This window comes from Methylobacterium crusticola, assembly GCF_003574465.1.
GTDB lineage: Bacteria > Pseudomonadota > Alphaproteobacteria > Rhizobiales > Beijerinckiaceae > Methylobacterium > Methylobacterium crusticola.
This window is the reverse complement of the sequence record NZ_QOWC01000019.1, coordinates 35,270-58,011: the sequence shown is the minus strand read 5'-3', so window position 1 is coordinate 58,011 and position 22,742 is coordinate 35,270. Positions and strand designations below refer to the sequence as shown.

20 protein-coding genes and 1 pseudogene are annotated in these 22,742 nt (G+C 73.7%); 13 read left to right on the top strand and 8 right to left on the bottom strand.

Annotation, left to right across the window (positions count from 1 at the left end; genetic code table 11):
- Positions 1-353: 353 nt before the first annotated feature.
- Positions 354-494 carry a hypothetical protein gene (locus DT057_RS36130; RefSeq protein ID WP_203236259.1) on the bottom strand — a complete coding sequence of 47 codons (141 nt, stop codon included), beginning with the start codon at positions 492-494 and terminating at the stop codon, positions 354-356.
- A 266-nt stretch (positions 495-760) separates the two neighbouring features.
- Entirely contained in the window at positions 761-3,145 is a 2,385-nt protein-coding gene (locus DT057_RS12550) for an EAL domain-containing protein (protein WP_128562442.1), read from the bottom strand.
- Positions 3,146-3,506: 361 nt separating this feature from the next.
- Here DT057_RS12550 and DT057_RS12545 point away from each other — a divergent pair, with 361 nt between their 5' ends.
- The 5 genes from DT057_RS12545 (at position 3,507) to DT057_RS12525 (ending at position 7,617) form a co-directional block, all read left to right on the top strand.
- The gene (locus tag DT057_RS12545) at positions 3,507-3,923 is read left to right on the top strand and encodes a Ros/MucR family transcriptional regulator (protein ID WP_128562441.1); all 417 of its coding nucleotides are present in this window, start codon (positions 3,507-3,509) and stop codon (positions 3,921-3,923) included.
- A gap of 103 nt (positions 3,924-4,026) precedes the next feature.
- Positions 4,027-4,236, top strand: coding sequence for a hypothetical protein (locus DT057_RS12540; protein ID WP_128562440.1), 210 nt, complete (start codon positions 4,027-4,029; stop codon positions 4,234-4,236).
- Positions 4,237-4,889: 653 nt separating this feature from the next.
- Positions 4,890-5,459: a ClpP family protease gene (locus DT057_RS12535; RefSeq protein WP_128562439.1), complete on the top strand. Its 570-nt coding sequence runs from the start codon at positions 4,890-4,892 to the stop codon at positions 5,457-5,459.
- A gap of 833 nt (positions 5,460-6,292) precedes the next feature.
- Complete coding sequence (locus DT057_RS12530; protein WP_128562438.1) at positions 6,293-6,550, top strand: hypothetical protein; 258 nt, start codon at positions 6,293-6,295, stop codon at positions 6,548-6,550.
- Between the two features lie 92 nt (positions 6,551-6,642).
- Positions 6,643-7,617 (top strand): alpha/beta fold hydrolase, encoded by a 975-nt coding sequence (locus DT057_RS12525; RefSeq protein ID WP_128562437.1) that lies wholly within the window; start codon positions 6,643-6,645, stop codon positions 7,615-7,617.
- 62 nt (positions 7,618-7,679) lie between these two features.
- On the opposite strand, the gene DT057_RS12520 is transcribed toward DT057_RS12525, so the two are convergent.
- The gene (locus tag DT057_RS12520) at positions 7,680-8,573 is read right to left on the bottom strand and encodes a LysR family transcriptional regulator (protein ID WP_128562436.1); all 894 of its coding nucleotides are present in this window, start codon (positions 8,571-8,573) and stop codon (positions 7,680-7,682) included.
- A 123-nt stretch (positions 8,574-8,696) separates the two neighbouring features.
- Between DT057_RS12520 and DT057_RS12515 the strand changes: the two genes are divergently transcribed.
- From DT057_RS12515 to DT057_RS12490, 6 genes and pseudogenes are all read left to right on the top strand, one after another.
- Complete coding sequence (locus DT057_RS12515; RefSeq protein ID WP_128562435.1) at positions 8,697-9,092, top strand: (R)-mandelonitrile lyase; 396 nt, start codon at positions 8,697-8,699, stop codon at positions 9,090-9,092.
- 530 nt (positions 9,093-9,622) lie between these two features.
- Positions 9,623-10,258 (top strand): aldehyde dehydrogenase iron-sulfur subunit PaoA, encoded by a 636-nt coding sequence (gene paoA / locus DT057_RS12510; protein ID WP_128562434.1) that lies wholly within the window; start codon positions 9,623-9,625, stop codon positions 10,256-10,258.
- Positions 10,255-11,205: an FAD binding domain-containing protein gene (locus tag DT057_RS12505; protein WP_128562433.1), complete on the top strand. Its 951-nt coding sequence runs from the start codon at positions 10,255-10,257 to the stop codon at positions 11,203-11,205. The genes paoA and DT057_RS12505 overlap by 4 nt, the downstream gene beginning before the upstream one ends.
- A 3-nt stretch (positions 11,206-11,208) precedes the next feature.
- Positions 11,209-13,428, top strand: a complete 2,220-nt coding sequence (paoC, locus tag DT057_RS12500; protein WP_128562432.1) for an aldehyde oxidoreductase molybdenum-binding subunit PaoC — start codon at positions 11,209-11,211, stop codon at positions 13,426-13,428.
- 21 nt (positions 13,429-13,449) lie between these two features.
- Positions 13,450-13,946, top strand: a pseudogene (locus tag DT057_RS12495) ((R)-mandelonitrile lyase).
- Between the two features lie 229 nt (positions 13,947-14,175).
- On the top strand, positions 14,176-15,276 hold the full coding sequence (locus DT057_RS12490) for a hypothetical protein (RefSeq protein ID WP_128562431.1): 1,101 nt from the start codon (positions 14,176-14,178) through the stop codon (positions 15,274-15,276).
- Between the two features lie 69 nt (positions 15,277-15,345).
- Here the strand turns inward: DT057_RS12490 and DT057_RS12485 are convergent, their stop codons facing one another.
- Positions 15,346-16,542, bottom strand: coding sequence for a pyridoxal phosphate-dependent aminotransferase (locus DT057_RS12485; protein ID WP_128562430.1), 1,197 nt, complete (start codon positions 16,540-16,542; stop codon positions 15,346-15,348).
- Positions 16,543-16,690: 148 nt separating this feature from the next.
- On the bottom strand, positions 16,691-16,999 hold the full coding sequence (locus tag DT057_RS12480) for a putative quinol monooxygenase (RefSeq protein ID WP_128562429.1): 309 nt from the start codon (positions 16,997-16,999) through the stop codon (positions 16,691-16,693).
- 445 nt (positions 17,000-17,444) lie between these two features.
- Between DT057_RS12480 and DT057_RS12475 the strand changes: the two genes are divergently transcribed.
- The gene (locus DT057_RS12475; RefSeq protein ID WP_128562428.1) at positions 17,445-18,221 is read left to right on the top strand and encodes an SDR family NAD(P)-dependent oxidoreductase; all 777 of its coding nucleotides are present in this window, start codon (positions 17,445-17,447) and stop codon (positions 18,219-18,221) included.
- Between the two features lie 177 nt (positions 18,222-18,398).
- Positions 18,399-19,424, top strand: a complete 1,026-nt coding sequence (locus DT057_RS12470; protein WP_128562427.1) for a TRAP transporter substrate-binding protein — start codon at positions 18,399-18,401, stop codon at positions 19,422-19,424.
- A gap of 28 nt (positions 19,425-19,452) precedes the next feature.
- On the opposite strand, the gene DT057_RS12465 is transcribed toward DT057_RS12470, so the two are convergent.
- The 3 genes from DT057_RS12465 to DT057_RS12455 form a co-directional block, all read right to left on the bottom strand.
- Positions 19,453-20,403: an amidohydrolase family protein gene (locus DT057_RS12465; RefSeq protein ID WP_128562426.1), complete on the bottom strand. Its 951-nt coding sequence runs from the start codon at positions 20,401-20,403 to the stop codon at positions 19,453-19,455.
- A 116-nt stretch (positions 20,404-20,519) separates the two neighbouring features.
- Positions 20,520-21,905, bottom strand: coding sequence for an NAD(P)H-dependent oxidoreductase (locus DT057_RS12460; protein ID WP_128562425.1), 1,386 nt, complete (start codon positions 21,903-21,905; stop codon positions 20,520-20,522).
- A gap of 328 nt (positions 21,906-22,233) precedes the next feature.
- Positions 22,234-22,710: a VOC family protein gene (locus tag DT057_RS12455; RefSeq protein WP_128562424.1), complete on the bottom strand. Its 477-nt coding sequence runs from the start codon at positions 22,708-22,710 to the stop codon at positions 22,234-22,236.
- Between the last annotated feature and the right edge of the window lie 32 nt (positions 22,711-22,742).

The window sequence follows — 22,742 nt, the reverse complement described above, 5'->3', positions numbered from 1 at the left end:
CCGCCGGGCGGGGCCTCGGTGCCGGATCAGTCCGGACGGCCGTGGCGCCGGATCGAGCGGACGGTCGGAAACGCGTCGATGAGGCCGCCGCCGAGACGGGCCCAATCCTCCGTCGTTCGCTCCGCGGCTCCCCGCGGGGGCAGGTGCACGCCGGGGTCGGAGCGTCGCGATCTCCGCTCCGGGAGGGCCCAGATGCGTGATAGCCGAACGGCCTGTGCGAAGGCGGTCTTCATGGCGGCTCCTCTGCCGGTTTCGGGTGCGGGGATCGGCTGCGTCAGCCGTGCGGGACACCTCGTGGCGGGTGGGTCGTGGGCGGATCGTCCGTCGCGATCCTGTCGTGCGGCCGACCCGGCTCAGCTCCCGGGGGCGATGCACCGGAGGATGAGCGCGAGCTGGTCGGCCTGCTCGCGGGTCAGGCCGGAACTGACCGCGTCGCCGTTGCGGTAGAGCGTGTAGGTGCCGTCCTGGGTCGGCCGGATCCGGATCGAAGCCATGCGAATATCCTTGGATGTTGCCGGCGAGCGTCACCCCTTAAGCTTAACCATTCGTAAACGGGCCGCAACCCCGTCCCGGGCGGCCGCCGCGCGGCTCCGGTGCACGGTGGCGGCGTCGGGGCCGCGCCCGTCCGCGCGGCGGAGCGTGCGGGCGGTCGATCCCGGGCAGGGGCCGGCGCGGCGGGGGGCGGCTGAAGCCCGGGCGCGGCGCGCACGAGCCCCCTCCCCGTGCCCCGGGCGGCGCGCGCGAGAGACCTCCGCGCCGGTCAGGCGGCCTCGGCCGGTGTCGGCGGCACGCGGCCCCCGCCGTGGGTGTGCTGCGCGAACTGCCCGATGGGAGCCGGGCGACCGATGAGGTAGCCCTGCGCCGCGTCGCAGCACTCCTGGGCGAGGAAGCGCAGCTCCTCGGCCGTCTCGACGCCCTCCGCCACCACCGGCAGCCCGAGGCCGCGCCCGAGCCCCAGCACCGAGCGCACGATCGCGGCCGCCTGGGCGTTGCTGTGCACCGACCGGACGAAGGAGCCGTCGATCTTGATCTTGTCGAACGGGAACGTGCGCAGGTTCGACAGCGACGAGTAGCCGGTGCCGAAATCGTCCATCGCGACCGTGACGCCCAGGGCCTTGATGCTGCGCAGGGTGTGGAGCGCGCGGGCCGGGTCGCGGATCAGGGCGGTCTCGGTGACCTCGATCTCGAGGCGCCGCGGCTCCAGGCCCGACTGGAACAGCACCTCGTGCACGAGCCGGGCGAAGTGGGGCCCGTGGATCTGCACCGCCGAGACGTTGACCGCGACGCTCGCGGACCCGGTCCAGGTCGCCGCCTCGCGGCAGGCCTCGCGCAAGGCCCACTCGCCGATGGCCAGGATAGCGCCGCTCTCCTCGGCGATCGGGATGAAGACCGCGGGCGAGACCGTGCCGCGCTCGGGGTGACGCCAGCGCAGCAGCGCCTCGAACCCGATCACCGCCCCGGTCTCGACCCGGGCCTGGGGCTGGTAGACCAGCTCCAGCTCGGCGCGCGCCACGGCGTGGCGCAGGTCGTGCTCGAGCTGCCGGCGCTCGCGGATCTCCGCGCCGATCGCCGGATCGAAGAAGCGGCAGGTGCCCCGCCCCTCGCTCTTGGCCCGGTGGAGCGCCGCGTCCGCGCAGGTGAGCAGGGCGGTGCGCTCGCGCGCGTCGTCCGGGTAGACCGCGATGCCGACGCTCGTCGTCACCTGGGGGGTGGACGGGTCCGGCGGGCTGGCGAGCTGCCCGATGATCTGCCGGGCCAGGCGGCCCGCCGCCTCGGCGTGCGCGCAGGGCGTGAGCACCGCGAACTCGTCGCCCCCGAGCCGCGCCATCATCTGCGTCCCGTCGAGCAGGCCCGCGACGGTCCGGCCGAGGGATTCGAGCACGGCGTCGCCGGCGGCGTGGCCGTGGAGATCGTTCACGTCCTTGAAGCGGTCGAGGTCGAGGCAGAGCACCGCCAGCTTGCCGCCCGCCGCCTCGGCCACGCGCATGGCCTGGTCGAGGCGCTCGTTGAAGCTCGCGCGGTTCGCCAGGCCGGTCAGGGGATCGTGGTGGGCCAGGAAGTGGATCCGCCCCTCGGCCAGGCGCCGCGCCCGCAGGTCGCGCACCGCTACGGCGTAGTGCGGCTGGCTCGCGTACGCGACCGGCCGCACGATCAGCTCCACCGGCAGAGCGGTGCCGTCGGGCAGGAGCAGGTGCGCCTCGACGGGGTGCTCGAGCCGGGTCGCCAGGGCGAGCTGCACGGCGGCGCCGGGCAGGTAGGCCGAGAGCGGGGAGCCGGCGATCTGGCCCGCCGCGAGGCCGACCAGCGCCGCGAAGCTGTCGTTGGCGCTCACGACGAGGTCGCCGGCGCAGACGACGAGCCCCTCGACGGCGGCGTTGGCGAGGCTGCGCAGGCGCTCGCGCTCGACGGCGGCGTGGCGGCGCTCGCGCACGTCGAGGGCGAGCGCGGCGCCGGCGAGCAGCAGGATCGCGAAGCTCGCCAGCGCGACCGCGCCGGCGAGCCAGCGGGTCGGGACGGCGGTCTCGGCGACCGCGACCGCCGGGTCGGGCGTGATCGTGACGGCGCCCATGGCGGTGAAGTGGTGGCCGCAGATGGCGAGCAGCAGGAGCAGCGCCCCGCAGGTCCGCCCCGCCGCATTCGTGCGGCGCCGGGTGCCGAGCATGGCGAGACTCGCGAGCAGCAGGCCGACCACGACGGAGGCGGCGGCGGGGACCGGGTCCCAGGCGAAGCGGCCCGCGACCTGGTAGGCGGCCATGCCGGTGTAGTGCATGGCCGCGATGCCGCCGCCGACGACCGCCCCGCCGAGCCAGCCGGCCCAGGCCTCCTCGGACGCCGCCGCGACCGCGAAGCCGCCCCCGACCAGCACCACCGCGAGCAGAAGGGAGAAGGCCGTCAGGCTGACGTCGTAGCCGCTCGGCAGGCCGGGAGAGAAGGCCAGCATGGCGATGAAGTGGGTCGCCCAGATGCCCGAGCCGCCGGCGAGCGCCGCGACGAGCAGCCAGGCCACCCGCAGCCGCGGCGCGGACCGGCGCGCGTGGCACAGCAGACCGGTCGCCGTGAACGCCGCGAGGGCGCAGATGACGATCGCCAGGGCGGCGAGCCGGACGTCGTGCGTGTCCACGAGGCAGCCAACGAACGTCATCATGATGAGAGACCACCCGACGGGAGCAGGGCCGGGGCTCCGGCGCGATCGTCAGGATCCCGAAGGTGACAGAAATTGCAATCTTCGGTTGTTATTGAGAGTTATCAATCTCCTACCGGGATGGCGGGGAACGGCGCGCCCCGCCACGGGGTCGACCGACGCCGATTCCGTGCCGCGCGTTGCGGCGGAGGGAGCCGGCCGGGCGGGGTTGCCGCGCTCGCCGCCGCGATCGCCGGCGATCGGGTTAAGCACCTAGCCGGACAGGGGTTTTCTCCGCGGCCGCGGCCGAGATCGGTTAATTTCTCGTGACTTGCTAGTCAGAGCAGAATTTATCATGTAGATCCCCCAGTAACAGGAGACCCAGATGAGCGAGAACGAACCACCTGACACTGCGTTGATCGATCTGACGGCCGACGTCATCAGCGCTTACGTCTCGAACAACACCATCAGACCGACCGATCTGCCGGATCTGATCGCGTCCGTGCACGCCTCGCTCGCCACCCTGGCCGAGCCGGCCGCCCCCGCGCCCGAGAAGCTGACGCCCCCGGTGCCGATCCGCAAGACGATCACGCCGGACCACATCATCAGCCTCGAGGACGGCAAGCCCTACAAGTCCCTCAAGCGCCACCTCTCGGGGCGCGGCCTCACGGCGGACGAGTACCGCCGGAAGTGGGGCCTGCCGCACGACTATCCCATGGTGGCCACCAACTACGCCGCGGCCCGCTCCGAGCTCGCCAAGAGCTTCGGGTTCGGCAAGGACCGCCGGAAGGCCGCGGAGTAGCATCCGGGCGCGGGCGCCCCGGGCGGCGTCCGCGGAGCACCGGGCCGCCGCCCGAGGCGACAACGGCCCCGCCGTGGCGGCAACCGGCGGGGCGCGAGGGACCATGAGCACGTTTCACGTCATCATCGAGACCGCGGCCGGGCCGCTGACGCTCGGGCGCGACACTGCCGCGGCCGCCGTGGCGACCGGCCGGACCCTCGAGCGGGAAGGCATCGGGACCGTCGCGGTCGCGCCCCCGGGGGGCGAGCCGGTGCCGCTCGCGGCCTTCGCCGCCTCGCTCGTCGCGGACCAGCCCGACTGGGATCCCGCCTGACGGGTCGTCGCTGCCGGACGCGGCGCCGGACAGGGGCGCGTCCCCGGCACGCCGACGGCGCGCCGGCCGAAGGCCGAACCCTCCGGGCGGGCGCTCCGCCGCGGGTCGGCCGCCCGGTAGTCGCGGTCGCGGGCCTCCGCTCCGAGGGAACATTGCAGCGCAGCATGCGTTTGTGCAGTGCGGCATGGCGATCTGATCGTCGTGCCGCAGCCCTCCTAGGGCGTTTCCTCCCTGACTCGGGCCGCTCGCAAGGGCGGCCCCTTTTTCGTTGCACCTGCCAGCCCCGCCCGCCCGGCGCCGCCGGCGGGCCGGGAGCCGGGCGACCGGAGCGGGGCGCCCGAGCGTCCCGGCCGTTGTATCACGGCCGAGCCTGGCTATCATCGGCCGTGCGTCGGCTCCTGGAACCCCATTCCCCCCGTGCCGGCGCGACTGCGGGCCGGATGCCGGCATCCGGGGATCCGCCGCCGGCCTCCGGCCCGCTCGCTTTGTCGCCGAGGCGACCGGAACCCGCCCGCGGGCGACGCCGGGGCCGCCCCCGATCCTGCGGCGTGTCCGGACCCGGCAGGGGCGCGCGGCGTCGGCTCGGGCGCGTGACGGGCCGCCCCCGATGCGGCACGGATCGTGCTCGCACGAGCCGTCCCACAGGAGCCGCCATGAACGTCACGCCGCTCTCCCCGCCCGCCTTCCGGGCGCCCGCCATCCTGCTGTCGGGTCCGGTGGACTACGACATGTACAAGGACTTCCGCCGCCAGCTCGATCACGCCTCGCAGCAGGACCTCGTGGTCGTCGAACTCTCCACGCTCGGGGGCGACCCCGAGGTCGCGCGCATGATGGGCGAGGACATCCGGTTCGTGAGCGAGATGGACGCGGAGCGCCGCTTCGTCTTCCTCGGCAAGGCGGCGATCTACTCGGCCGGCACGACGTTCATGAGCTTCTTCGCGCGCGCCAACCGCTACCTCACGCGAGGCGCGCGGCTGATGATCCACGAGCGCAAGCTCTCGAAGGAGCTGCGGATCGACGGGCCGCTGACGACCTGCATCGCGACCGTGAAGGCCACCCTGCACGAGATCGAGAGCTCGATCGCGATCCAGAACGAGGGTTTCGCCAACCTCATCAACGGCTCGCGCGTGACGATGGAGGAGGTCCTCGAGCGCGCGCCGGCGAACTGGTACATCGAGGCGGAGGAGGCAAAGGCGCTCGGCCTCATCGAAGCCGTGCTCTGACGGCCTGACCGCGCCGGGCCCCGCGCGGCGCGCCCGTGCCGACCCCGCGTCCACCCGGCCGATCCCGGCCGCGCGCCCCCGCCAACGCGGCCCGCTTGCCGCCGCCCGCGAGCCCGCGCGATCGCGGGCTCGCGGGCGGTCCGACCCTCCCGGCCGGTGCGGCCTGCCCGGCGATCGGCAGCCGGCATGGAACCCGTTCCAGGGACCGTCTGTTGCGTTTTGCGGTGCAGCAAGACCGCCGAGGAGCGATCATGATCGGACCGGCGGAAATCGAGGACATGAGGCTGGAATACGCGGCCGCCGAAGCCGCGGCCGGCAGGGCCGGGCCGCCCGGGGCCGGTCAGTGGCCGCCCGCGCGCTGGTCCTGGGGCGTCGGGCCGACACGGGACCCCACGCCCGGCCCCCTCCCCCGGCGCTCCGACGAGGCGGCCCGGCGGTTGCGGCATCGGGTTGCGCCCTCGTATCGGTAGAGAGCCCCTCGCGCCGCGTGGTCGGACAATTATGCCGCAATCCTGATGTATGATAGACTCGGACCGATATGTTTTCCCAAAACAATATTTTCGGCCTTGAAAGCAATCGGATCGTCACGACATAGATGAGACAACCTTCCCGGCTGGCCGCCCGAACCGGCGTGCCGATGGCGGCGCGCGGTCTTCATCGATCCGGCGCAGGAACGAAGGCCCTCACGGCTCTGCGGGCGACGTCCGCGCCGGCCTTGCGCCACACGCGGATACGAATCCGGCGCCACGGAGCGCCCCGCGCTTCGCGGGGCCGCCCTGTCCCTCCAAAACTGGTCGCACGGGCCCCTCGCGCCGCGCGGCGCGGAGCCCGTCATGTACAACCCCTTCTTCCCCCTCTTCAGCGCCATGATGCTCGCCCTCGAATCCCAGAAGGTGGTCGAGCTCCGGCTCGTCCGACTGGCCTGGGGCGGCCGGGACGGTCGGGACGAGGCGGCCGCGATGGTCGCCGAGAAGATCGATGCCGCCGTCGAGGCCACCGCGACGCTGATGGGCGGCGGCTCGCTCGAGACGGTCGTGTCCCGCTACCGGGAGCACGTCGCCGCGAACACGAAGCGCCTGACGGCCGCGTAGGGCGCGCAGCGTCCCCATCCATGCCCCCCGGCGACCCCGCGTCGGATCGCTCCGCGACCGGCGTGCCGCCCCAGCCACGACAGGATCCCACCATGACGCAGCCCGTCACCGCGCGCACCTGGCTCGCCCCGGCCCTCCTCGGATCGGCGGCCGCCCTGGGCGCGTCCGCGCTCCACGCGGTCGCCAGGACCCGGGAGGCGGAGCGGCGCGAGCCGCCCGTCGGCCGCTTCATGACCGTCGACGGCGTGCGCCTGCACTACCTCGAGCGCGGCCGGGGCGAGCCGCTGCTGCTCATCCACGGCAACGGCACCATGATCCAGGACTTCCTGGTCAGCGGCATCGTCGACGAGCTCGCCGAGCGCTACCGGGTCATCCTCATCGACCGGCCGGGCTACGGCTACAGCGAGCGCCCGCGCGGCGTGTGGACGCCGCGGGCCCACGCGACGCTGTTCCAGAAGGCGCTGCAGCAGCTCGGCGTCACGCAGGCGGTGGTGCTCGGCCATTCCTGGGGCAGCCTGGTCGCGGTCGCCCTCGCGCTGCAGGCGCCCGGGCTCGTGCGCAGCCTGGTGCTGGCCTCGGGCTACTACTACCCGACCCTGCGCGCCGACGTGCTGCTGTTCTCGCCGCCCGCGATCCCGGTGCTCGGCGACGTCCTGCGCTACACCGTGTCGCCGCTGGTCGGCAGGCTGATGCTGCCGGGCCTGATCCGGACGATGTTCGCACCGGCCCCCGTGCCCGAGCGCTTCGACCGGCAGTTCCCGAAGGACCTCATGCTGCGGCCCTCCCAGCTGCGGGCCTCGGCCGAGGACGCGGCCCTGATGACGCCCGTCACGGTGGAGCTCCAGGAGCATTACCGCGACCTGGCGCTGCCGGTCGTGATCATCGCGGGCGCGGACGACCAGGTCGCCGATGTCGGCCGTCAATCGGAGCGGCTGCACGGCGAGCTGCCGCAGAGCACACTCGTCGTCGTCCCGGGCATGGGGCACATGATCCACCATCTCGCCCCCGCGGCGGTGGTCGCGGCCGTCGACCAGGCCGCGCGGCGTCCGCACGCCCGCGCCGCCTGAGCGAACCCGGACGGGCCGACGGCCTCGCCCCCGCGCGTCCCCCGGGCGCGGCCGGGGCGGGCTCACGCCCGGTAGCGCAGCGCCTCGACCAGCAGGGCGAAGGCCGGGGCGGGCTGGCGCCGGCTCGTGTAGTAGAGGTGGTAGCCGGGAAACGGCGCGCACCACTCGGCGAGGACGCGCTTCAGGCGCCCCCCGTCGAGGTAGGGCTGCACGCGGTCCTCCGGCAGGTAGGCGAGGCCCAGCCCGTCGAGGGCCGCCTCCAGGATCAGGGCCGTGCTGTTGATCACCACCTGTCCCTCGACCCGCACGTTCAGCGCGCGGTCGCCCTTCTCGAACTCCCAGGCGTAGAGGCCCCCGCGCGTCGGCAGGCGCAGGTTGATGCAGCGGTGGTCCGTCAGTTCCTGGGGCGTGCGGGGCTTGCGGCGGCCCGCGAAGTAGCCGGGCGAGCCGACGACGGCCATGCGCATGTCCGGGCCGACGCGCACCGCCACCATGTCCTTCTCGACCTGCTCGCCGAGCCGCACGCCCGCGTCGTAGCGCTCGCTGACGATGTTCGTCAGGCCGTTGTCGATGACGACCTCCACGGCGACGTCCGGGTAGTCCGGCAGGAGCCGGCGCAGCCCCGGCATCAGGATGGTCTGGGCCGCGTGCTCGCCCGCCGTGATCCGGATGGTGCCGGCGGGCTTGTCCCGCATCGCCCTGAGCGCGGCGAGCTCCGCCTCGATCTCCTCCACCTTCGGCGCCACATTGCGCAGGAGCCGCTCGCCGGCATCCGTCGTCGCGACGCTGCGGGTGGTGCGGGTCAGGAGCCGCAGGCCCAGCCGCGCCTCGAGCCCCCGCATGCTGTGGCTCAGGGCCGATTGCGACACGCCGAGCTGCGCCGCCGCCCGGGTGAAGCTCCGCTCGCGGGCCACCGCCACGAAGGCGAGGAGGTCGTTCAGGTTCTCCCGCGCCACTCATGAGCCTCGTTCATAGCCCCATGCCGCTTTGACCACCTAAACGCGGAGGCGGGCAAGGGTTACCTTGCGGCCATGCACACGCGGCCCGTGCGGGCCGCATTGCCATCGGGAGATCAGGCCATGGAGATCAGGCGCAGCGGCTCGCAGCCCTCGGGCAAGGGCTCGGCCGAGTGGTTCACCGGCTCGGTCCGCGTCGACCCGCTGTTCAGCCCGCCCGAGCCGGCCCGGGTCGCGGGCGCGCACGTGACCTTCGAGCCGGGGGCCCGCACCGCGTGGCACACCCATCCCTTCGGACAGACGCTGATCGTCACGGCGGGCCTCGGATGGGCGCAGCGCGAGGGCGGCCCGGTGCAGGAGATCCGGCCCGGCGACGTGGTCTGGTTCGAGCCCGGCGAGAAGCACTGGCACGGGGCCACCGCCGCCACGGGCATGAGCCACATCGCCATCCAGGAGAAGCGCGACGGCAGCCCCGTCACCTGGATGGAGAAGGTCACCGACGCGCAGTACCGGGCCTGACCTCCCGGGCGCCCGGGCGCGCCTCGGCCGGCGGGCAGGCAGCGCCGCGACGCCACGCGCCCGCGGCGCGGGCGGCCTTCCGGCTCCCGGCCATCGGCTGCCGGGATGTCGACGCGCCCGCATCGCCGGCCGGGAAGCCGCGACCTCGCGCCGGGCGACCTCGCCGGGATCCGGCGCGGCGGCCGGGCACCGGGACGGGGTGCGGGCGCCGCCCCTAGGACCCGACGGCGACCATCGGTCGCTGAGGGGAGCGCGCGCCCGGCGCGATCCGCCTTCGCGGCCGGGTCCCGTGCCGGCCGATGGCCGGGTCGTCGCCCACGGCGATGCGCCCCGGGCCCGCCGTCGCGGGGCGCATCGCCGGCCCGATTCATGAGACGCGCTCATAGCCCTATGCGGGTTTGGACCCCTGATCGCCGGGAGCGCGCGCGGTACCTTGGACCTTATCCAAGGTGCCCGAGTTACCCCGGGAATCCCGCTTTCGACGGGCCGCCCCGCGCGGGCCCGTCCACGCAACCGCTCCGGAGACCGAGATGGGACGACCAGGAGAATTCGAAATGAGCCGCCGCGAGCTGGTCGCCGGCGCGTCGGCCGCCGCGGCCCTGACGACGCTCCCGACGCGGGCCGGCGCCGCGATCGCCGCCGCCGACACGCCCGTGATGGCGAAGGTCGCCCTCACGGTGAACGGGCAGCGGCGCGACCTCGACCTCGACACCCGCACCAGCCTGCTCGACGCGGCGCGCGAGCACCTGCACCTGACCGGCTCCAAGAAGGGCTGCGACCACGGCCAGTGCGGCGCCTGCACGATGATCGTCGACGGGCGACGCATCAACGCCTGCCTGACGCTGGCCGTCATGCACCAGGGCGCCGAGATCACCACCATCGAGGGGCTCGGGCAGCCCGACAACCTGCACCCGATGCAGGCCGCCTTCGTGAAACACGATGGCTACCAGTGCGGCTACTGCACCCCGGGCCAGATCTGCTCGGGCGTCGCGGTGCTCGCCGAGATCAAGGCCGGCATCCCGAGCCACGTCACGGCCGACCTCGCCGCCGCCCCGGCGGTGACGGAGGCCGAGATCCGCGAGCGCATGAGCGGCAACCTCTGCCGCTGCGGCGCCTATTCCAACATCGTCGAGGCGATGACCGAGGTCGCCGGGAGGCAGGCATGAGGTCCTTCACCTACGAGCGCCCGGCCACCCCGGCCGCGGCCGCGGCCGCCGTCGCGGGCAACCCCGGCGCGCGGTTCATCGCCGGCGGCACGAACCTCCTCGACCTGATGAAGCTGCAGATCGAGACGCCCGCCCACCTCGTCGACGTCAACGGGCTCGGCCTCGACCGGATCGAGCCGACCGCGGAGGGCGGGCTGCGCATCGGCGCGCTCGTGCGCAACACCGATCTCGCGGCCGACCCCCGGGTCCGGAAGGACTACGCGGTCCTGAGCCGGGCCCTGCTCGCCGGCGCCTCGGGGCAGCTGCGCAACAAGGCGACCACCGCCGGCAACCTGCTCCAGCGCACCCGCTGCCCGTACTTCTACGACACCGCGCAGCCCTGCAACAAGCGCCAGCCCGGGAGCGGCTGCGCCGCCCTCGACGGCGTCAGCCGGCAGCTCGCGGTCATCGGCGCCAGCGAGGCCTGCATCGCGACGCATCCGGGCGACATGGCGGTCGCCATGCGGGTCCTCGACGCCCGCGTCGAGACGGTCGACGCCAAGGGCAGCGAGCGGGCGATCCCGATCGCCGACTTCCACCGCCTGCCCGGCGACCGGCCGGAGCTCGACACGACGCTGCGACCCGGCGAGCTCATCACCGCGGTGACGCTGCCGCGGCCCCTCGGCGGGACGCACGTCTACCGCAAGGTCCGGGACCGGGCGTCCTACGCCTTCGCGCTCGTCTCGGTGGCGGCCGTGGTGCAGCGGGACGGCACCGGGCGCGCGGCCTTCGGGGGCCTCGCGCACAAGCCCTGGCGGGTCGAGGCCGCGGAGGCGGACCTCGCGAAGGGCGCGAAGCGGGCCGCCGCCGGCATCCTGGCGGGCGCCAAGCCCACCCCCGACAACGCGTTCAAGCTGAAGCTCGCCGAGCGGACCCTCGGCGCGGCGCTCAACCAGGCGAGGGCCTGAGCCATGAAGTTCGACACCCCCGCGGGCACCAACCCCATCGATCAACTCAAGGTCGTGGGCCGCGCCACCGACCGGATCGACGGCAAGTACAAGACCACCGGCACGGCGCCCTACGCCTACGAGCGCCACGACGTCGCGCCGAACCAGGCCTACGGCTACGTGCTCGGCGCCGGCATCGCCAAGGGCCGCGTGCGCGCCATCGACGCCGGCGCGGCGACGCGCGCCCCCGGCGTCCTCGCGGTCGTGACCACCCTCGACACGCCCAAGCTCGGCCTGGGCCGGATGAACTACGCCACCCTGTTCGGGGGCGCGGAGATCCAGCACTACCACCAGGCCATCGCGGTCGTGGTGGCGGAGACCTTCGAGCAGGCCCGGGCCGCGGCCTTCCTGGTCCGCGTCGACTACGCGCCCGAGGCCGGCCGGTTCGACCTCGCCGCCGAGGCGAAGTCGGCCAAGCCCGTCGGGGCGGGCAGCGGCGAGGGCAGCGGCAGCGGCGCCGAGGACCGGACCGGCGACTTCGAGGGCGCCTTCGCGCGGGCGCCCGTCACCCTCGACGAGACCTACACGACCCCCGACGAGAGCCACGCCATGATGGAGCCGCACGCGACCGTCGCGGCCTGGCAGGGCGACAAGCTCACGCTCTGGACCTCCAACCAGATGATCGCCTGGGGCAAGGAGAGCGTCGCCAAGATCTTCGGCATCCCCAAGGAGAACGTCCGGCTCGACTCGCCCTACGTCGGCGGCGGCTTCGGCGGCAAGCTGTTCGTGCGGGCCGACGCGGTGCTGGCGGCGCTCGGCGCCAGGGCGGCCGGGCGCCCCGTCAAGGTGGCGCTGACGCGCCCGCTCGTGGCCAACAACACCACGCACCGGCCCGCCACGCTCCAGCGCGTGCGCATCGGCGCGACGAAGGACGGCGTGATCACCGCGATCGCGCACGAGAGCACCTCCGGCAACCTGCCGGAGGGCAGGCCCGAGACCGCGGTCGACCAGACGAAGCTCCTCTACGCGGGCGCCAACCGGCTCACCGCCATGCGGCTCGCCCATCTCGACCTGCCCGAGGGCAACGCCATGCGGGCGCCCGGCGAGGCGCCCGGCCTGATGGCGCTCGAGATCGCCATGGACGAGATGGCCGAGAAGCTCGGGCTCGACCCGGTCGAGTTCCGGATCCGCAACGACACCCAGGTCGATCCGGGCAAGCCGGAGCGCCCCTTCTCGCACCGGGACCTCGTCGGCTGCCTCAGGCTCGGCGCCGACAGGTTCGGCTGGGCCCGGCGCAACCCGACGCCCGGCCAGGTGCGGGACGGGCACTGGCTCGTCGGCGTCGGCATGGCGGCGGGCTTCCGCAACAACCTGCTGACGAAGTCGGGCGCCCGCGTCCGGCTCGATCGCGCCGGCACGGTCACGGTCGAGACCGACATGACCGACATCGGCACCGGCAGCTACACCATCATCGCCCAGACCGCGGCCGAGATGATGGGCCTGCCCCTCGACAGGGTCGTGGTCCGGCTCGGCGATTCCGACCACCCGGCCTCGGCGGGCTCGGGCGGGCAGTGGGGCGCCAACAACGCGACCGCCGGCGTCTACGCGGCCTGCGTGAAGCTGCGCGAGGCGGTGGCGCAGCGCCTGGGCATCAACTCGGCCGACGCCGTGTTCGCGGACGGGGAGGTCCGCTCCGGGAACCGCGCCGTGCCGCTCGGCGAGGCGGCGGCCCAGGGCGGGCTGAGCGCGGAGGACACCATCGAGTACGGCGACCTCTCGAAGAAGCAGCAGCAATCGACCTTCGCGGGCCACTTCGTGGAGGTCGGGGTCGACGTCGACACGGCCGAGGTCCGGGTGCGGCGGATGCTGGCGGTCTGCGCGGCCGGGCGCATCCTGAACCCGAAATCGGCCCGCAGCCAGGTCATCGGCGGGATGACCATGGGCGTCGGGGCGGCCCTGATGGAGGAGCTCGCGGTCGACAAGCGCCGGGGCTTCTTCGTCAACCACGACCTCGCCGGCTACGAGGTGCCGGTCCACGCCGACATCCCGCACCAGGAGGTCGTCTTCCTCGACGAGGTCGACCCGATGTCCTCGCCGATGAAGGCCAAGGGCGTGGGCGAGCTCGGCCTGTGCGGGGTCGGCGCCGCGCTGGCGAACGCCGTCTACAACGCCACGGGCGTGCGGGTGCGGGACTACCCGCTCACCCTCGACAAGCTCCTCGACCGCATGCCGGACGCGGCCTGAGCGGGCCGGGAGGGCACAAGCATGCGCATCCCCGCCGGCGCCGCCTCGCTGGTCCTCGCCGCGGTCCTGGCCGGCGGGACGGGCCGCCCCTGCACCGCCGGCCCGGCGGACGAGGCGGTGACGGTCCAGCGCAGCGGCGCCGCGCCCTCCCGGGCCGGCCCGCCCGAGACCTTCACGGGAGCGGTGCGGGTCGACCCGCTGCTGAGGGAGACGCCCCCCCGTCCCGGCTCTCCGGCGGGCTCGTCACCTTCGAGCCCGGGGCCCGCACGGCCTGGCACGCCCACCCGCTCGGCCAGACCCTGATCGTCACGGCGGGCGCCGGCCGGGTCCAGCAATGGGGCGGCCCGGTCCAGGAGATCCGGCCCGGCGACGTGGTGCGCATCCCGCCCCGCGTGAAGCACTGGCACGGGGCCACGGCCACCGCGGGCATGAGCCACATCGCCATCGCGGAAGCCCTCGACGGCAAGGTGGTCGACTGGATGGAGCACGTCACCGACGCGCAGTATCGGGGCGACTAGCGCCGTCCCGGCGGTTCGCGGCCGGGGAGGAGGCGCGATGCCGTCCGCGGATCATCCGCCACAGGAGACGCGCGAGGGCAGCACGGGCTGGCTGCGCCGACGGGTCGAGGACGCCCCGCCGGCCTGGCGCCCGCTCAATACGTGGCGGATGCTCCGCTCGCCCTCGTCTTTACGGATTTCATTTCTCGGTTTATCATTTCATTGCTTGAGATCCGTGCGGGAGGGGACGATGTCGCCTGCTGTTGGACGATTTTTCAGAGCATTTTTACTGATTGCAATCGCGGTCGTCTCCACCATCGCGATCCTGTACGCGCTGAGGGCCTGGGATATCGAGGTCGCGACCGGCGGCACCGCCCGGAGCGGCACCCGGACGGCGACGGCCCGGCCGCAGCCGACGGAGGCGCTCTTCGTCGGCAGCGTCAAAGGTCCGCCCGGCGACGCGAGCGAGTGGTGGTCGGCCCGCTCGGACCATCGCCTGATTGCCTACGGCATCTGGACCTGCAAGCGGCTGGAGGGCGGCCTCGACACCCTGTCGCGCCAGGCGTTCAGCAGCCTCCTCCTGGACCTGATGCCGAACGGCAGCCACCTGTTCGCCGGCGACGTCGAGGATGCCGGCGCGGCGCCCGGCCGGCCGGTCCCCCCGCCCCTCGTGCTCGCGGCCTCCGACCAGGATCTCCTCTCCCTCAGCGACTCCATCGCCCGGGCCCGCCTCGACGCGGCCGAGGGGGCGAACAGCAACGTCCCCTGGGTGCAGCGGCTGGGGCTGGCGGCGCTCGTCGTGTCGGCGCTCGCGACGCTGTTCGTGACGCTGCAGGGCAAGATGAAGCCGGTCGAGCTCGGCGAGGACAGGCGGAACGCCCTCGAGGCGGGGCCGGTCGGACCGCGGATGGCCCACGTGCTGTGGGGCACCGGCTCGGGCTTCCGCTGGGTCGCCTTCTTCGCCATCGCGCTCTCGATCACCGGGACGTCCCTGACCGGCCTGAAGCAGGTCTACGACCCGACCCGCACGCTGACGCAGAACACGCGGGCCCTGCTGGACCTGCGCCAGCTCCACCAGGAGATCATCCTGGGGGTGCGGTGCGACGACAAGCAGAACGCCGTGCTGCCGGACAGGCGGGCCGCGGCCTGGGCGCGCTCGATCCGCCGCATCCGCGCGACGATCATCCCCGATTACGGCGCCTACGCGAGCCTCGACGTCGGGGGGTCCTCGCAGCGCCCCGACCCCACCGACGAGGGCGGCGCGAGCCGGGCGGAGCCGGAGATCCAGGCCGCCGCCGGGGCGGACCGGGCCGCGCCGCCGGCCGGCCGCCTCCCCCGCCCCGGGCCCTGAGGCCCGGCCCGCGGCCGTCGACGGGTCCGGCACCGAATCGCGGGACGCCGCCGCCCGGGCCGCGGCGGTTCAGCGTCCGAGGACGGCGGACAGGCGGGACACGGCCTCGTGGGCGAGGGCCGGGCTGATGGCGAAGCAGAGGCGCACGAACCCCTCGCCCTCGGGGCCGAAGGCGGTGCCCGGCGCGACGCCGACCTTCGCCTCGCGCAGGAGGCGGAACGCCAGGTCGAGGCTCCGCTCGCCGCCCGCGACGTGCGCCATGAGGTAGAACGCGCCGTCCGGCGACGCGACCGTGACGCCGGGCAGGCGCGACAGGCCCGTGACCAGGATCTCCCGGCTCTCGGCGCAGCGCTCGACCATCGTGCGGATGAAGCCGTCGCCCTCGTCGAGGGCCACGACCGCGGCGTGCTGGATGAAGGTCGGGATCGAGGTCGTGTTGTACTGGCCGAGCTTGGCGAAGGTGGGGCCGAGCCCGCGCGGATAGACGAGCCACCCGGCGCGCCAGCCCGTCATGGCCCAGTTCTTGGAGAACGTGTTGGAGACGATCAGGCGGTCGTCCTCCGTGCAGATCTGCAGGAAGGACGGCGCGATGTCCCGGCCGTAGGTGAAGTGGGCGTAGACCTCGTCCGAGAGGATCCAGAGCCCGCGGGCGCGCGCCAGGTCCCGCAGCGCCCTCATCTCCGGCAGCGGCATCATCCAGCCGGTCGGGTTCGAGGGCGAGTTCACCACCAGCACGCGGGTGCGCGGGGTCAGGGCCGCCTCGATGTCGGCGAGCGGCAGGGCGAAGCGTCCGTCCGGCAGGACGCGGTAGGCCACCGTGACCGGGACCCCGCCGGTGACGCGCACCGCCTCCGCCAGGTTCGGCCAGGCGGGGGACGGGATGATGATCTCGTCGCCCGGCTCGAGGAGCGCCTGCGCGGCCTGCATGATGGCGTTCATCCCGCCCGCCGTGACGGCGAAGCGGTCGGGCGGGACGTCGACGTCCCAGTGCCGGGCGTGGTAGGCGCTGAGCGCCTCGCGCAGGCGCGGCAGGCCGAGCGACGTGGCGTACCGCGTGTGCCCGGCCCGCATGGCCCGGTGCGCCGCCTCGACGACGAAGGGCGGCGTCGCGAGGTCGCCCTCTCCGATCCACAGCTTCACCACATCGGGGTCGTCGCGCCCGCGGTCGGCCACGAGGCCGATCTGGCTCGTGCCGACGCCGCGGATGCGCGGGGGCAGGCCGGCGGTCGGATCGGCGGCGGGCGCGAGGGTGGCGGCGTCGCTCATCGGGGTTCGTCCCTAACGCTCGGGGGGTTCGGCCGCACGGCCGGCGCCGCGGCGGGCCCGCGCGGAGACGCGGCCCGGGGCATGCCGGGGCGGGGCGTGGTTATCGTCGGGTGCGCGCCTCGGCAGGGCCGCCGGGGCGCGCCGGCGCTCACGCCGGCGAGAGCACGTGGATCACCCGCGCGGCGACGAGGTCCTTCGTGGCCGCCCCGTAGGCCGCCATGTGGGGCGCCGCCGCGTGCGCCCGCAGGGCATCGAGGCTCGCCCATTTCTCGACCACCGCGAAGGCGTCCGGCCCGAGGGGCGCCTGGAGGGGGCCGACGCCCTCGGCATCGATCGTCGCCGCGTACTCGATGCAGCCGTCCTCGGCCCGGACGGCCGGCACGTTCGCGCGGAAGGCCGTCAGGACCTCGTCCCGCCTGCCGGGCTTGGCCGTGATGATCGCGAGGACATGGATCACGATGCGTTCCTCTGGTTGGGCGCCGGCGCCGCGGTTGCGGCCGCACGCGCGGCGGAGCCGCGCCGCCGCCGGGCCGCGCGACGGCACGACCCGGGCCGGCCTCCGCGGGCTGCCGTCGGGGTTGAACCCCGGCCTCCGCACGGACGGCGTGCCGCGTGGTATCACGCCGCGCGCGGACCGCTCAAGCAAGCCGTCCCTCGCCTCCCCGTCCGGGAGGCGCGCTCCCGCATCGCGTCGGCCCCGGTCGAGGGGGATGGACGTCCTGCCCGCTCCCGTCCGCGAACACCGCGGGTGACGAACGCGGCGAGCCGGGGCCGGCACGGCGGCCGGGGCGGTTCATCGTCGCGGCGGAGGGCTTCACCGTCCATCCCGAAAAGACCCGGCCTGGACAGGACCGGCGTCGGCGGCGATGGCTCTTCGGCCACGCGGCACCAGGGAGGACAGCATGACGAAGCGGTTGGAAGGCCTCGCGGCCATCGTGACGGGCGGCGCCGGCGGGATCGGAACGGCCGTCGGCCTCCTGTTCTGCGAGGAGGGCGCGAGCGTGCTCCTGGTCGACCGCGACCGCGACGCGACCGAGGCCGCGGCGCACGCGATCCGCGAGCAGGTGCCCGGCGCGCGCGTGGCACATGCGGGCCTCGACCTCGCGACGGAGGCCGCCGCCGCCGAGGCGGTCGCGCTGAGCAAGGAGGCGTTCGGGCGCCTCGATTGCGTCGTGAACAATGCCGGGATCCGCGCCTACGAGCCCCTCGCGGAGGCGCGGGCGGAGACCTGGCACGCCATCATCGCGGTCAATCTCCTGAGCTACGCCTACCTCGCCCGGGAGGCCCTGCCGGACCTGCGCGCGTCGCCGGCGGCCAGCATCGTCAACGTCTCCTCGACCCACGCCTTCAACCCGCGCGCCGGCATGGGCCAGTACGACGTGACGAAGGCCGGCATCGTCTCGCTCACCCGGACCCTGGCCGCCGAGGAGGCGTCCCGGGGCGTGCGCGTGAACGCGGTCTGCCCGGGACCGACGCTGACGCCCTTCCATATCCGGCGCGGCGAAGCCGACGGCCGGAGCCGCGGGGACCTCGAGACCGAGCGGCGGCGGGACTGCCTCATGGAGCGGTGGGGGACGCCCCGCGAGGCGGCCTACCCCATCCTGTGGCTCGCCTCGCCGGAGGCCTCCTTCGTGACCGGCACGGCGATCATGGTCGACGGCGGCATGCCGGTGATCTGAGACCCGCGCGGCACGCGGCGACGGACCGGCCGGGCCCGAAGGACCGCCCCCAGCCATCCGTTGACGCCGTTTCCTCGCCCGTGCGAGCCTCGGGGCAATCAACGCGGGTCCGCTCCCCTCTTCAGGGCGGCGGCCTCGCGGCGAGCCAGCGCTCGCCAGAACCCCCGGGAGGAAGCCATGCGATCCGTCACGTCACGACGCGCGTTCAACAAGGGATTGTTCCTCGCCGGAGCCGCATTCGCCGCGCCGGCGGTCTACCCGCGCCCCCTCCGGGCCGCGGAATTCTCCTACAAGTACGCCAACAACTCGCCGGCCAGCTGGCCCATGAACACCCGCGCCGTGGAATACGCGGAGAAGATCAAGCAGGAGACCAATGGGCGGCTCGAGATCAAGGTGTTCCCGAACAACCAGCTCGGCGGCGACACCGACATGCTCTCGCAGCTCCGGTCGGGAGGAATCGAGTTCTTCACGCTCTCGGGCGTGATCCTGTCCACCCTCGTCCCGGTCGCGTCGATCTCGGGCGTGGGGTTCGCCTTCAAGGATTACGGCCAGGTCTGGGGCGCCATGGACGGCGAGCTCGGCGACCTCGTCCGCTCCCAGATCGCCAAGGTCGGCCTCGTGGCCATGGACAAGATGCTGGACAACGGATACCGCCACATCACGACGAGCACCGCGCCGGTCCGCACGCCCGCCGACGTCAAGGGACTGAAGATCCGCGTCCAGATCAGCCCCTTGTCGATGTCCGTCTTCAAGTCCTTCGGCGCCGCGCCGACCGGCATCAACTGGAGCGAAGTTTACTCGTCCTTGCAGACGAAGATCGTCGACGGGCAGGAGAACCCGCTCTCCATCATCGAGTCGTCCAAGATCTACGAGGTGCAGAAGTACTGCTCGCTCACGGGCCACGTCTGGGACGGGTTCCACTTCCTCGCCAACAAGCGCCACTGGGAGGCCCTGCCGCAGGACGTGCGGGAGATCGCCCGGACGAACCTGAACGCGATGGCGATGGCGCAGCGCGCCGACATGGTGGTCGCCAACGCGGCCGCCCGCGCCACGCTCGAGCGCAACGGTCTCGTGTTCAACACCGTCGATCAGGACGCGTTTCGCGCCGTGCTTCGCCAGTCGGGCTTCTACTCGGAGTGGCAGGACCGCTACGGGAAGCAGGCCTGGGCGACGCTCGAGCGGAACTCGGGCGGGCTCGGGTGAGCGGCGGCGGGCGGGACGGCGCGCGGGCTCACCGCGTCGCCGGATCCGGCAGCCGATAGAAGTCGACGGCGTTCCCGAAGAAGAACCGGTCCTGCTCGGCCGCGGAGTACGGCGTCAGCATGCGCTTGACCGCGCGCACCAGCGCCCCGTACTCGACGCGCAGGCCGGCCACCGGAAAGTTCGTCGCGAACATGCAGCGGGCGATCCCGAAGATCGCGACCGCATCGAGCACGATGCGCCGGTTGGACTCCTCGTCCCAGAGCCCGTCCCTGAGCCCGAACTCGGACACCTTGAGGTGCACGTTGGGCTCCCTCGCGATCGTCTCCATGGCGCGGCGCCAGCCCGCCAGCCCCTCCTCGGAGCGGTCCCAGGGAAAGCCCGTGTGGTTGAGGACGATCCGGGTCCGCGGAAAGGCGCGGGCGACCTCGGCGGCCTCGTGCAGGTGCCAGTAGGGCACGCGCAGGTCGTACGAGAAGCCGTGCCGCTCCAGGCCGGCGAAGCCCCGCAGCCAGGCCTCGTCCTGCATCGTTCCGGGTGCGCCCGCGACCGGGCTTCCGGGCCGCCGCGCGGTCACGGGCTTCGACCGGATGCCCCGGACCAGCGGGAACCCGGCCTGCGCCGCCAGCACCTCGGCGGAATCGGGCGTGGTGAACCAGGCATGGGCCACGATTGCGTTCGGGAACCCGTACTGCCGGTTCATGGCCGTCACCCAGCGGGTCTCCCCGACCTGGTCGGTCCGGTCCCACTCGGCCTCGCAATGCACGGTCATCAGGACGTTGTGGTCGCGGGCGTCGCGCCGGTAGTCGTCGGGCAGGTAGTCGCGCTTGAGCGCCTCGTAGTCGCCGAGGAAGAAGTGCTCCTCGGGCACGTCCCTCAGCCAGGGATAGTAGTTCCGGGTGAGGTCCCAGATGTGATGATGCGCATCAACCAGCGTGACGGCATCCTCGGCGTCTCTCCAGCGGCCATGGATCGTGCGCACCGGCGGCCTCCTCGACTAGGGTCGGACCGTGCTCGGGGACCGACATCCGCCGAGACCTACCACGCCGCCGCGGGCGCGGGCGACCCGGACCGCCTCCGGGATGCGGGCCGCCCGCGTCAGGGCGCGCGGCGCGCCTCCAGCGTGCCGGCCCAGGCTTGCGCGAGGGCCGACCCGGTCAGGTCGAGGGCGTCGAGCCGGATGATGGCGCCCTTCGGGACGTCGGCGCGCAGGCGCCGGTCGGCCGCGAGGTAGAACGGGGCGTACCCGGCCGTCTCCTCGTCCATCGCCAGGAGGCGCGCGCTCGTGCCCGCGATGACGTGGTGGTGGCCGCCCATGCTCAGGACCTCGCCGGCCCGGAAGTCGCGCTCGGCCCGCGCCACCATGACGGCGTGCGCGCGCTGGTGCGGCGACCCGGTCGGCAGCCCGAGCAGGACGGCGGAGAACAGGCTCATCGGGGTCTCGAGGCCCATCAGGTGGTAGGGCTGGTAGATGCTGGCGTGGCGTCCGTCGCGGCTGACCACGTGCCCCTTGCCGCGCAGGACCTCCCAGATGTGCGGATCGGTGCAGCGCACGATGACGAACACGCCGCCCCCGAAGCTCGCCTCGTCGTCCCGGCGCAGGCAGTTGAAGACGTCGACCACGCCCGTCCGGTCGAGGATGCCGCCGTCCTCGCGCGGGACGAAGGTGTCGGCGAGTTCGCCGATGCGGCAGAGCGGGTAGCTCAGGGCCGGGCAGGAGGGCGCGAGCCCGGTCGCGTTCGCCACCACGTTCATCTCGCAGTAATCCGGGGTCGCGCTCTGCGGCAGCGCCCGCAAGGCCTCGCTGCGCGCCCGCATCCGGCCCGGCACGTCGTCGCCGAGGTTCCACAAAGCCGCGAAGCCCGGCGCCGGCACGACCCGGTCGGTGTAGGTCACGCGGCCGCCAAGCGGGTCGAAGACGTAGTCGTACTCGCTCGACTTTCCGGCCGCGACGATCTCGAAGCCGAGGCAGCGCGCCCAGGTCACGAGGCCGATCAGGTTGCTCGGCTGGTCGCCGTCCGGCGTCGTGTAGACGACGCCCCGCTCGCGGGCGAGGCGGTTGAGGTACGGCCCGGCGACGGATTCCGTCTCCTTCGTCGCCATGGCGACGTGGACGCCCCGCCGGATCGCCTCCCGGGCGGCGACGACGCTCACCTCCGGACGGCCCGTCGCCTCCACGAGGACGTCGAGGGCGAGGGCGGCGAGGAGCGCGTGGTCCCGCACGAGCGCGATCCGGCCGGCGGCCTGCGCGGCGCGCGCCTCCTCGTGCGTGGTGCAGACGGCGAACGCCGCCCCGTCGTATCCCAGGCTGCGCAGGCTCGCCGCGAGGCCGTCGAGGTCGAGGTCGCACAGGCCGGCGAGCGCGATCGCCGGGATGGCGCGGCACTGCACGAGGAGGGAGCGGCCGAAATCGCCCCGCGCGCCGGTCACGGCGATCCGGATCCGGCGCGACGCGAGCCCGCTCAGGAGTGCTTCGAAGTTCATCGCCGTGTCCGATGCGTGTCAGGAGCGGGGGAACGGCGCGCGCGCCGCGGGCGTCCGGGCCCCGGAGCCGCGGTGTCCCCGCGCGGCCCGGCGCGCGATCATGCCGAGCGCGGGCGAGGGCCGCAACCGCGGCCGCGTCGCCCGGAGCGACCTCCGGCGAGCGGGAGACCGGTCCGCCGGGACCCGCCGGGACACGAGGCCCGGGGCCGTTTCGGCCGGGAGCGCCCTGGAGCAGCATCCGATCACGCTGCAATCGGCCGCTGCTCCAGGTTTCTGATTCTGCCGCATTGTCTGCGGCGAACCGGTGTCCACTTCGCGGGAAAATGCTCTAGCTGGCGGCCGCCCGCTCCAGGGCCGCGACGTCGAGCCTGACCATGCCCTGCATGGCGGCGAACACCCGGGCCGCCACGGCCGGATCCGGATCGGCGAGGAGGCGCGGCAGGACGTCCGGAACGATCTGCCAGGGTACGCCCCAGCGGTCGCGCAGCCAGCCGCACATGATCTCCGCCCCGCCGTCCCGGATCAGGGCGTCCCAGAGCCGGTCGACCTCGGCCTGGTCCGTGCACGCGACCGAGAGCGAGGCGGCGACGCCGTACTCGGCCGGCGCGCCGCCGTTCAGGGCCTGGTAGCCCTGCCCGCCGAGGGTGAACGTCACCAGGATCACGTCGCCGGGCTCGCCGCCGGGCCAGGGCCCGGGCGCGCGCAGGATCTCGCCGAGGCTGGAGCCGGGCACGAGCGAGACGTAGAGGCGGGCGGCCGCCTCCGCGTCCCGCGCGAACCAGAGGCAGGTGCTGACCTTCGACATGCGGCGTCTCCTTCGACCTGTGTCCGCGGCCG

Bases quoted from the DNA above. Each gene is read 5' to 3' on its own strand.
- DT057_RS36130 (WP_203236259.1), bottom strand. From the start codon at position 494: ATGGCTTCGATCCGGATCCGGCCGACCCAGGACGGCACCTACACGCTC.
- DT057_RS12550 (WP_128562442.1), bottom strand. From the start codon at position 3,145: ATGATGACGTTCGTTGGCTGCCTCGTGGACACGCACGACGTCCGGCTC.
- DT057_RS12545 (WP_128562441.1), top strand. From the start codon at position 3,507: ATGAGCGAGAACGAACCACCTGACACTGCGTTGATCGATCTGACGGCC.
- DT057_RS12540 (WP_128562440.1), top strand. From the start codon at position 4,027: ATGAGCACGTTTCACGTCATCATCGAGACCGCGGCCGGGCCGCTGACG.
- DT057_RS12535 (WP_128562439.1), top strand. From the start codon at position 4,890: ATGAACGTCACGCCGCTCTCCCCGCCCGCCTTCCGGGCGCCCGCCATC.
- DT057_RS12530 (WP_128562438.1), top strand. From the start codon at position 6,293: ATGTACAACCCCTTCTTCCCCCTCTTCAGCGCCATGATGCTCGCCCTC.
- DT057_RS12525 (WP_128562437.1), top strand. From the start codon at position 6,643: ATGACGCAGCCCGTCACCGCGCGCACCTGGCTCGCCCCGGCCCTCCTC.
- DT057_RS12515 (WP_128562435.1), top strand. From the start codon at position 8,697: ATGGAGATCAGGCGCAGCGGCTCGCAGCCCTCGGGCAAGGGCTCGGCC.
- paoA (WP_128562434.1), top strand. From the start codon at position 9,623: ATGGGACGACCAGGAGAATTCGAAATGAGCCGCCGCGAGCTGGTCGCC.
- DT057_RS12505 (WP_128562433.1), top strand. From the start codon at position 10,255: ATGAGGTCCTTCACCTACGAGCGCCCGGCCACCCCGGCCGCGGCCGCG.
- paoC (WP_128562432.1), top strand. From the start codon at position 11,209: ATGAAGTTCGACACCCCCGCGGGCACCAACCCCATCGATCAACTCAAG.
- DT057_RS12490 (WP_128562431.1), top strand. From the start codon at position 14,176: ATGTCGCCTGCTGTTGGACGATTTTTCAGAGCATTTTTACTGATTGCA.
- DT057_RS12485 (WP_128562430.1), bottom strand. From the start codon at position 16,542: ATGAGCGACGCCGCCACCCTCGCGCCCGCCGCCGATCCGACCGCCGGC.
- DT057_RS12475 (WP_128562428.1), top strand. From the start codon at position 17,445: ATGACGAAGCGGTTGGAAGGCCTCGCGGCCATCGTGACGGGCGGCGCC.
- DT057_RS12470 (WP_128562427.1), top strand. From the start codon at position 18,399: ATGCGATCCGTCACGTCACGACGCGCGTTCAACAAGGGATTGTTCCTC.
- DT057_RS12460 (WP_128562425.1), bottom strand. From the start codon at position 21,905: ATGAACTTCGAAGCACTCCTGAGCGGGCTCGCGTCGCGCCGGATCCGG.
- DT057_RS12455 (WP_128562424.1), bottom strand. From the start codon at position 22,710: ATGTCGAAGGTCAGCACCTGCCTCTGGTTCGCGCGGGACGCGGAGGCG.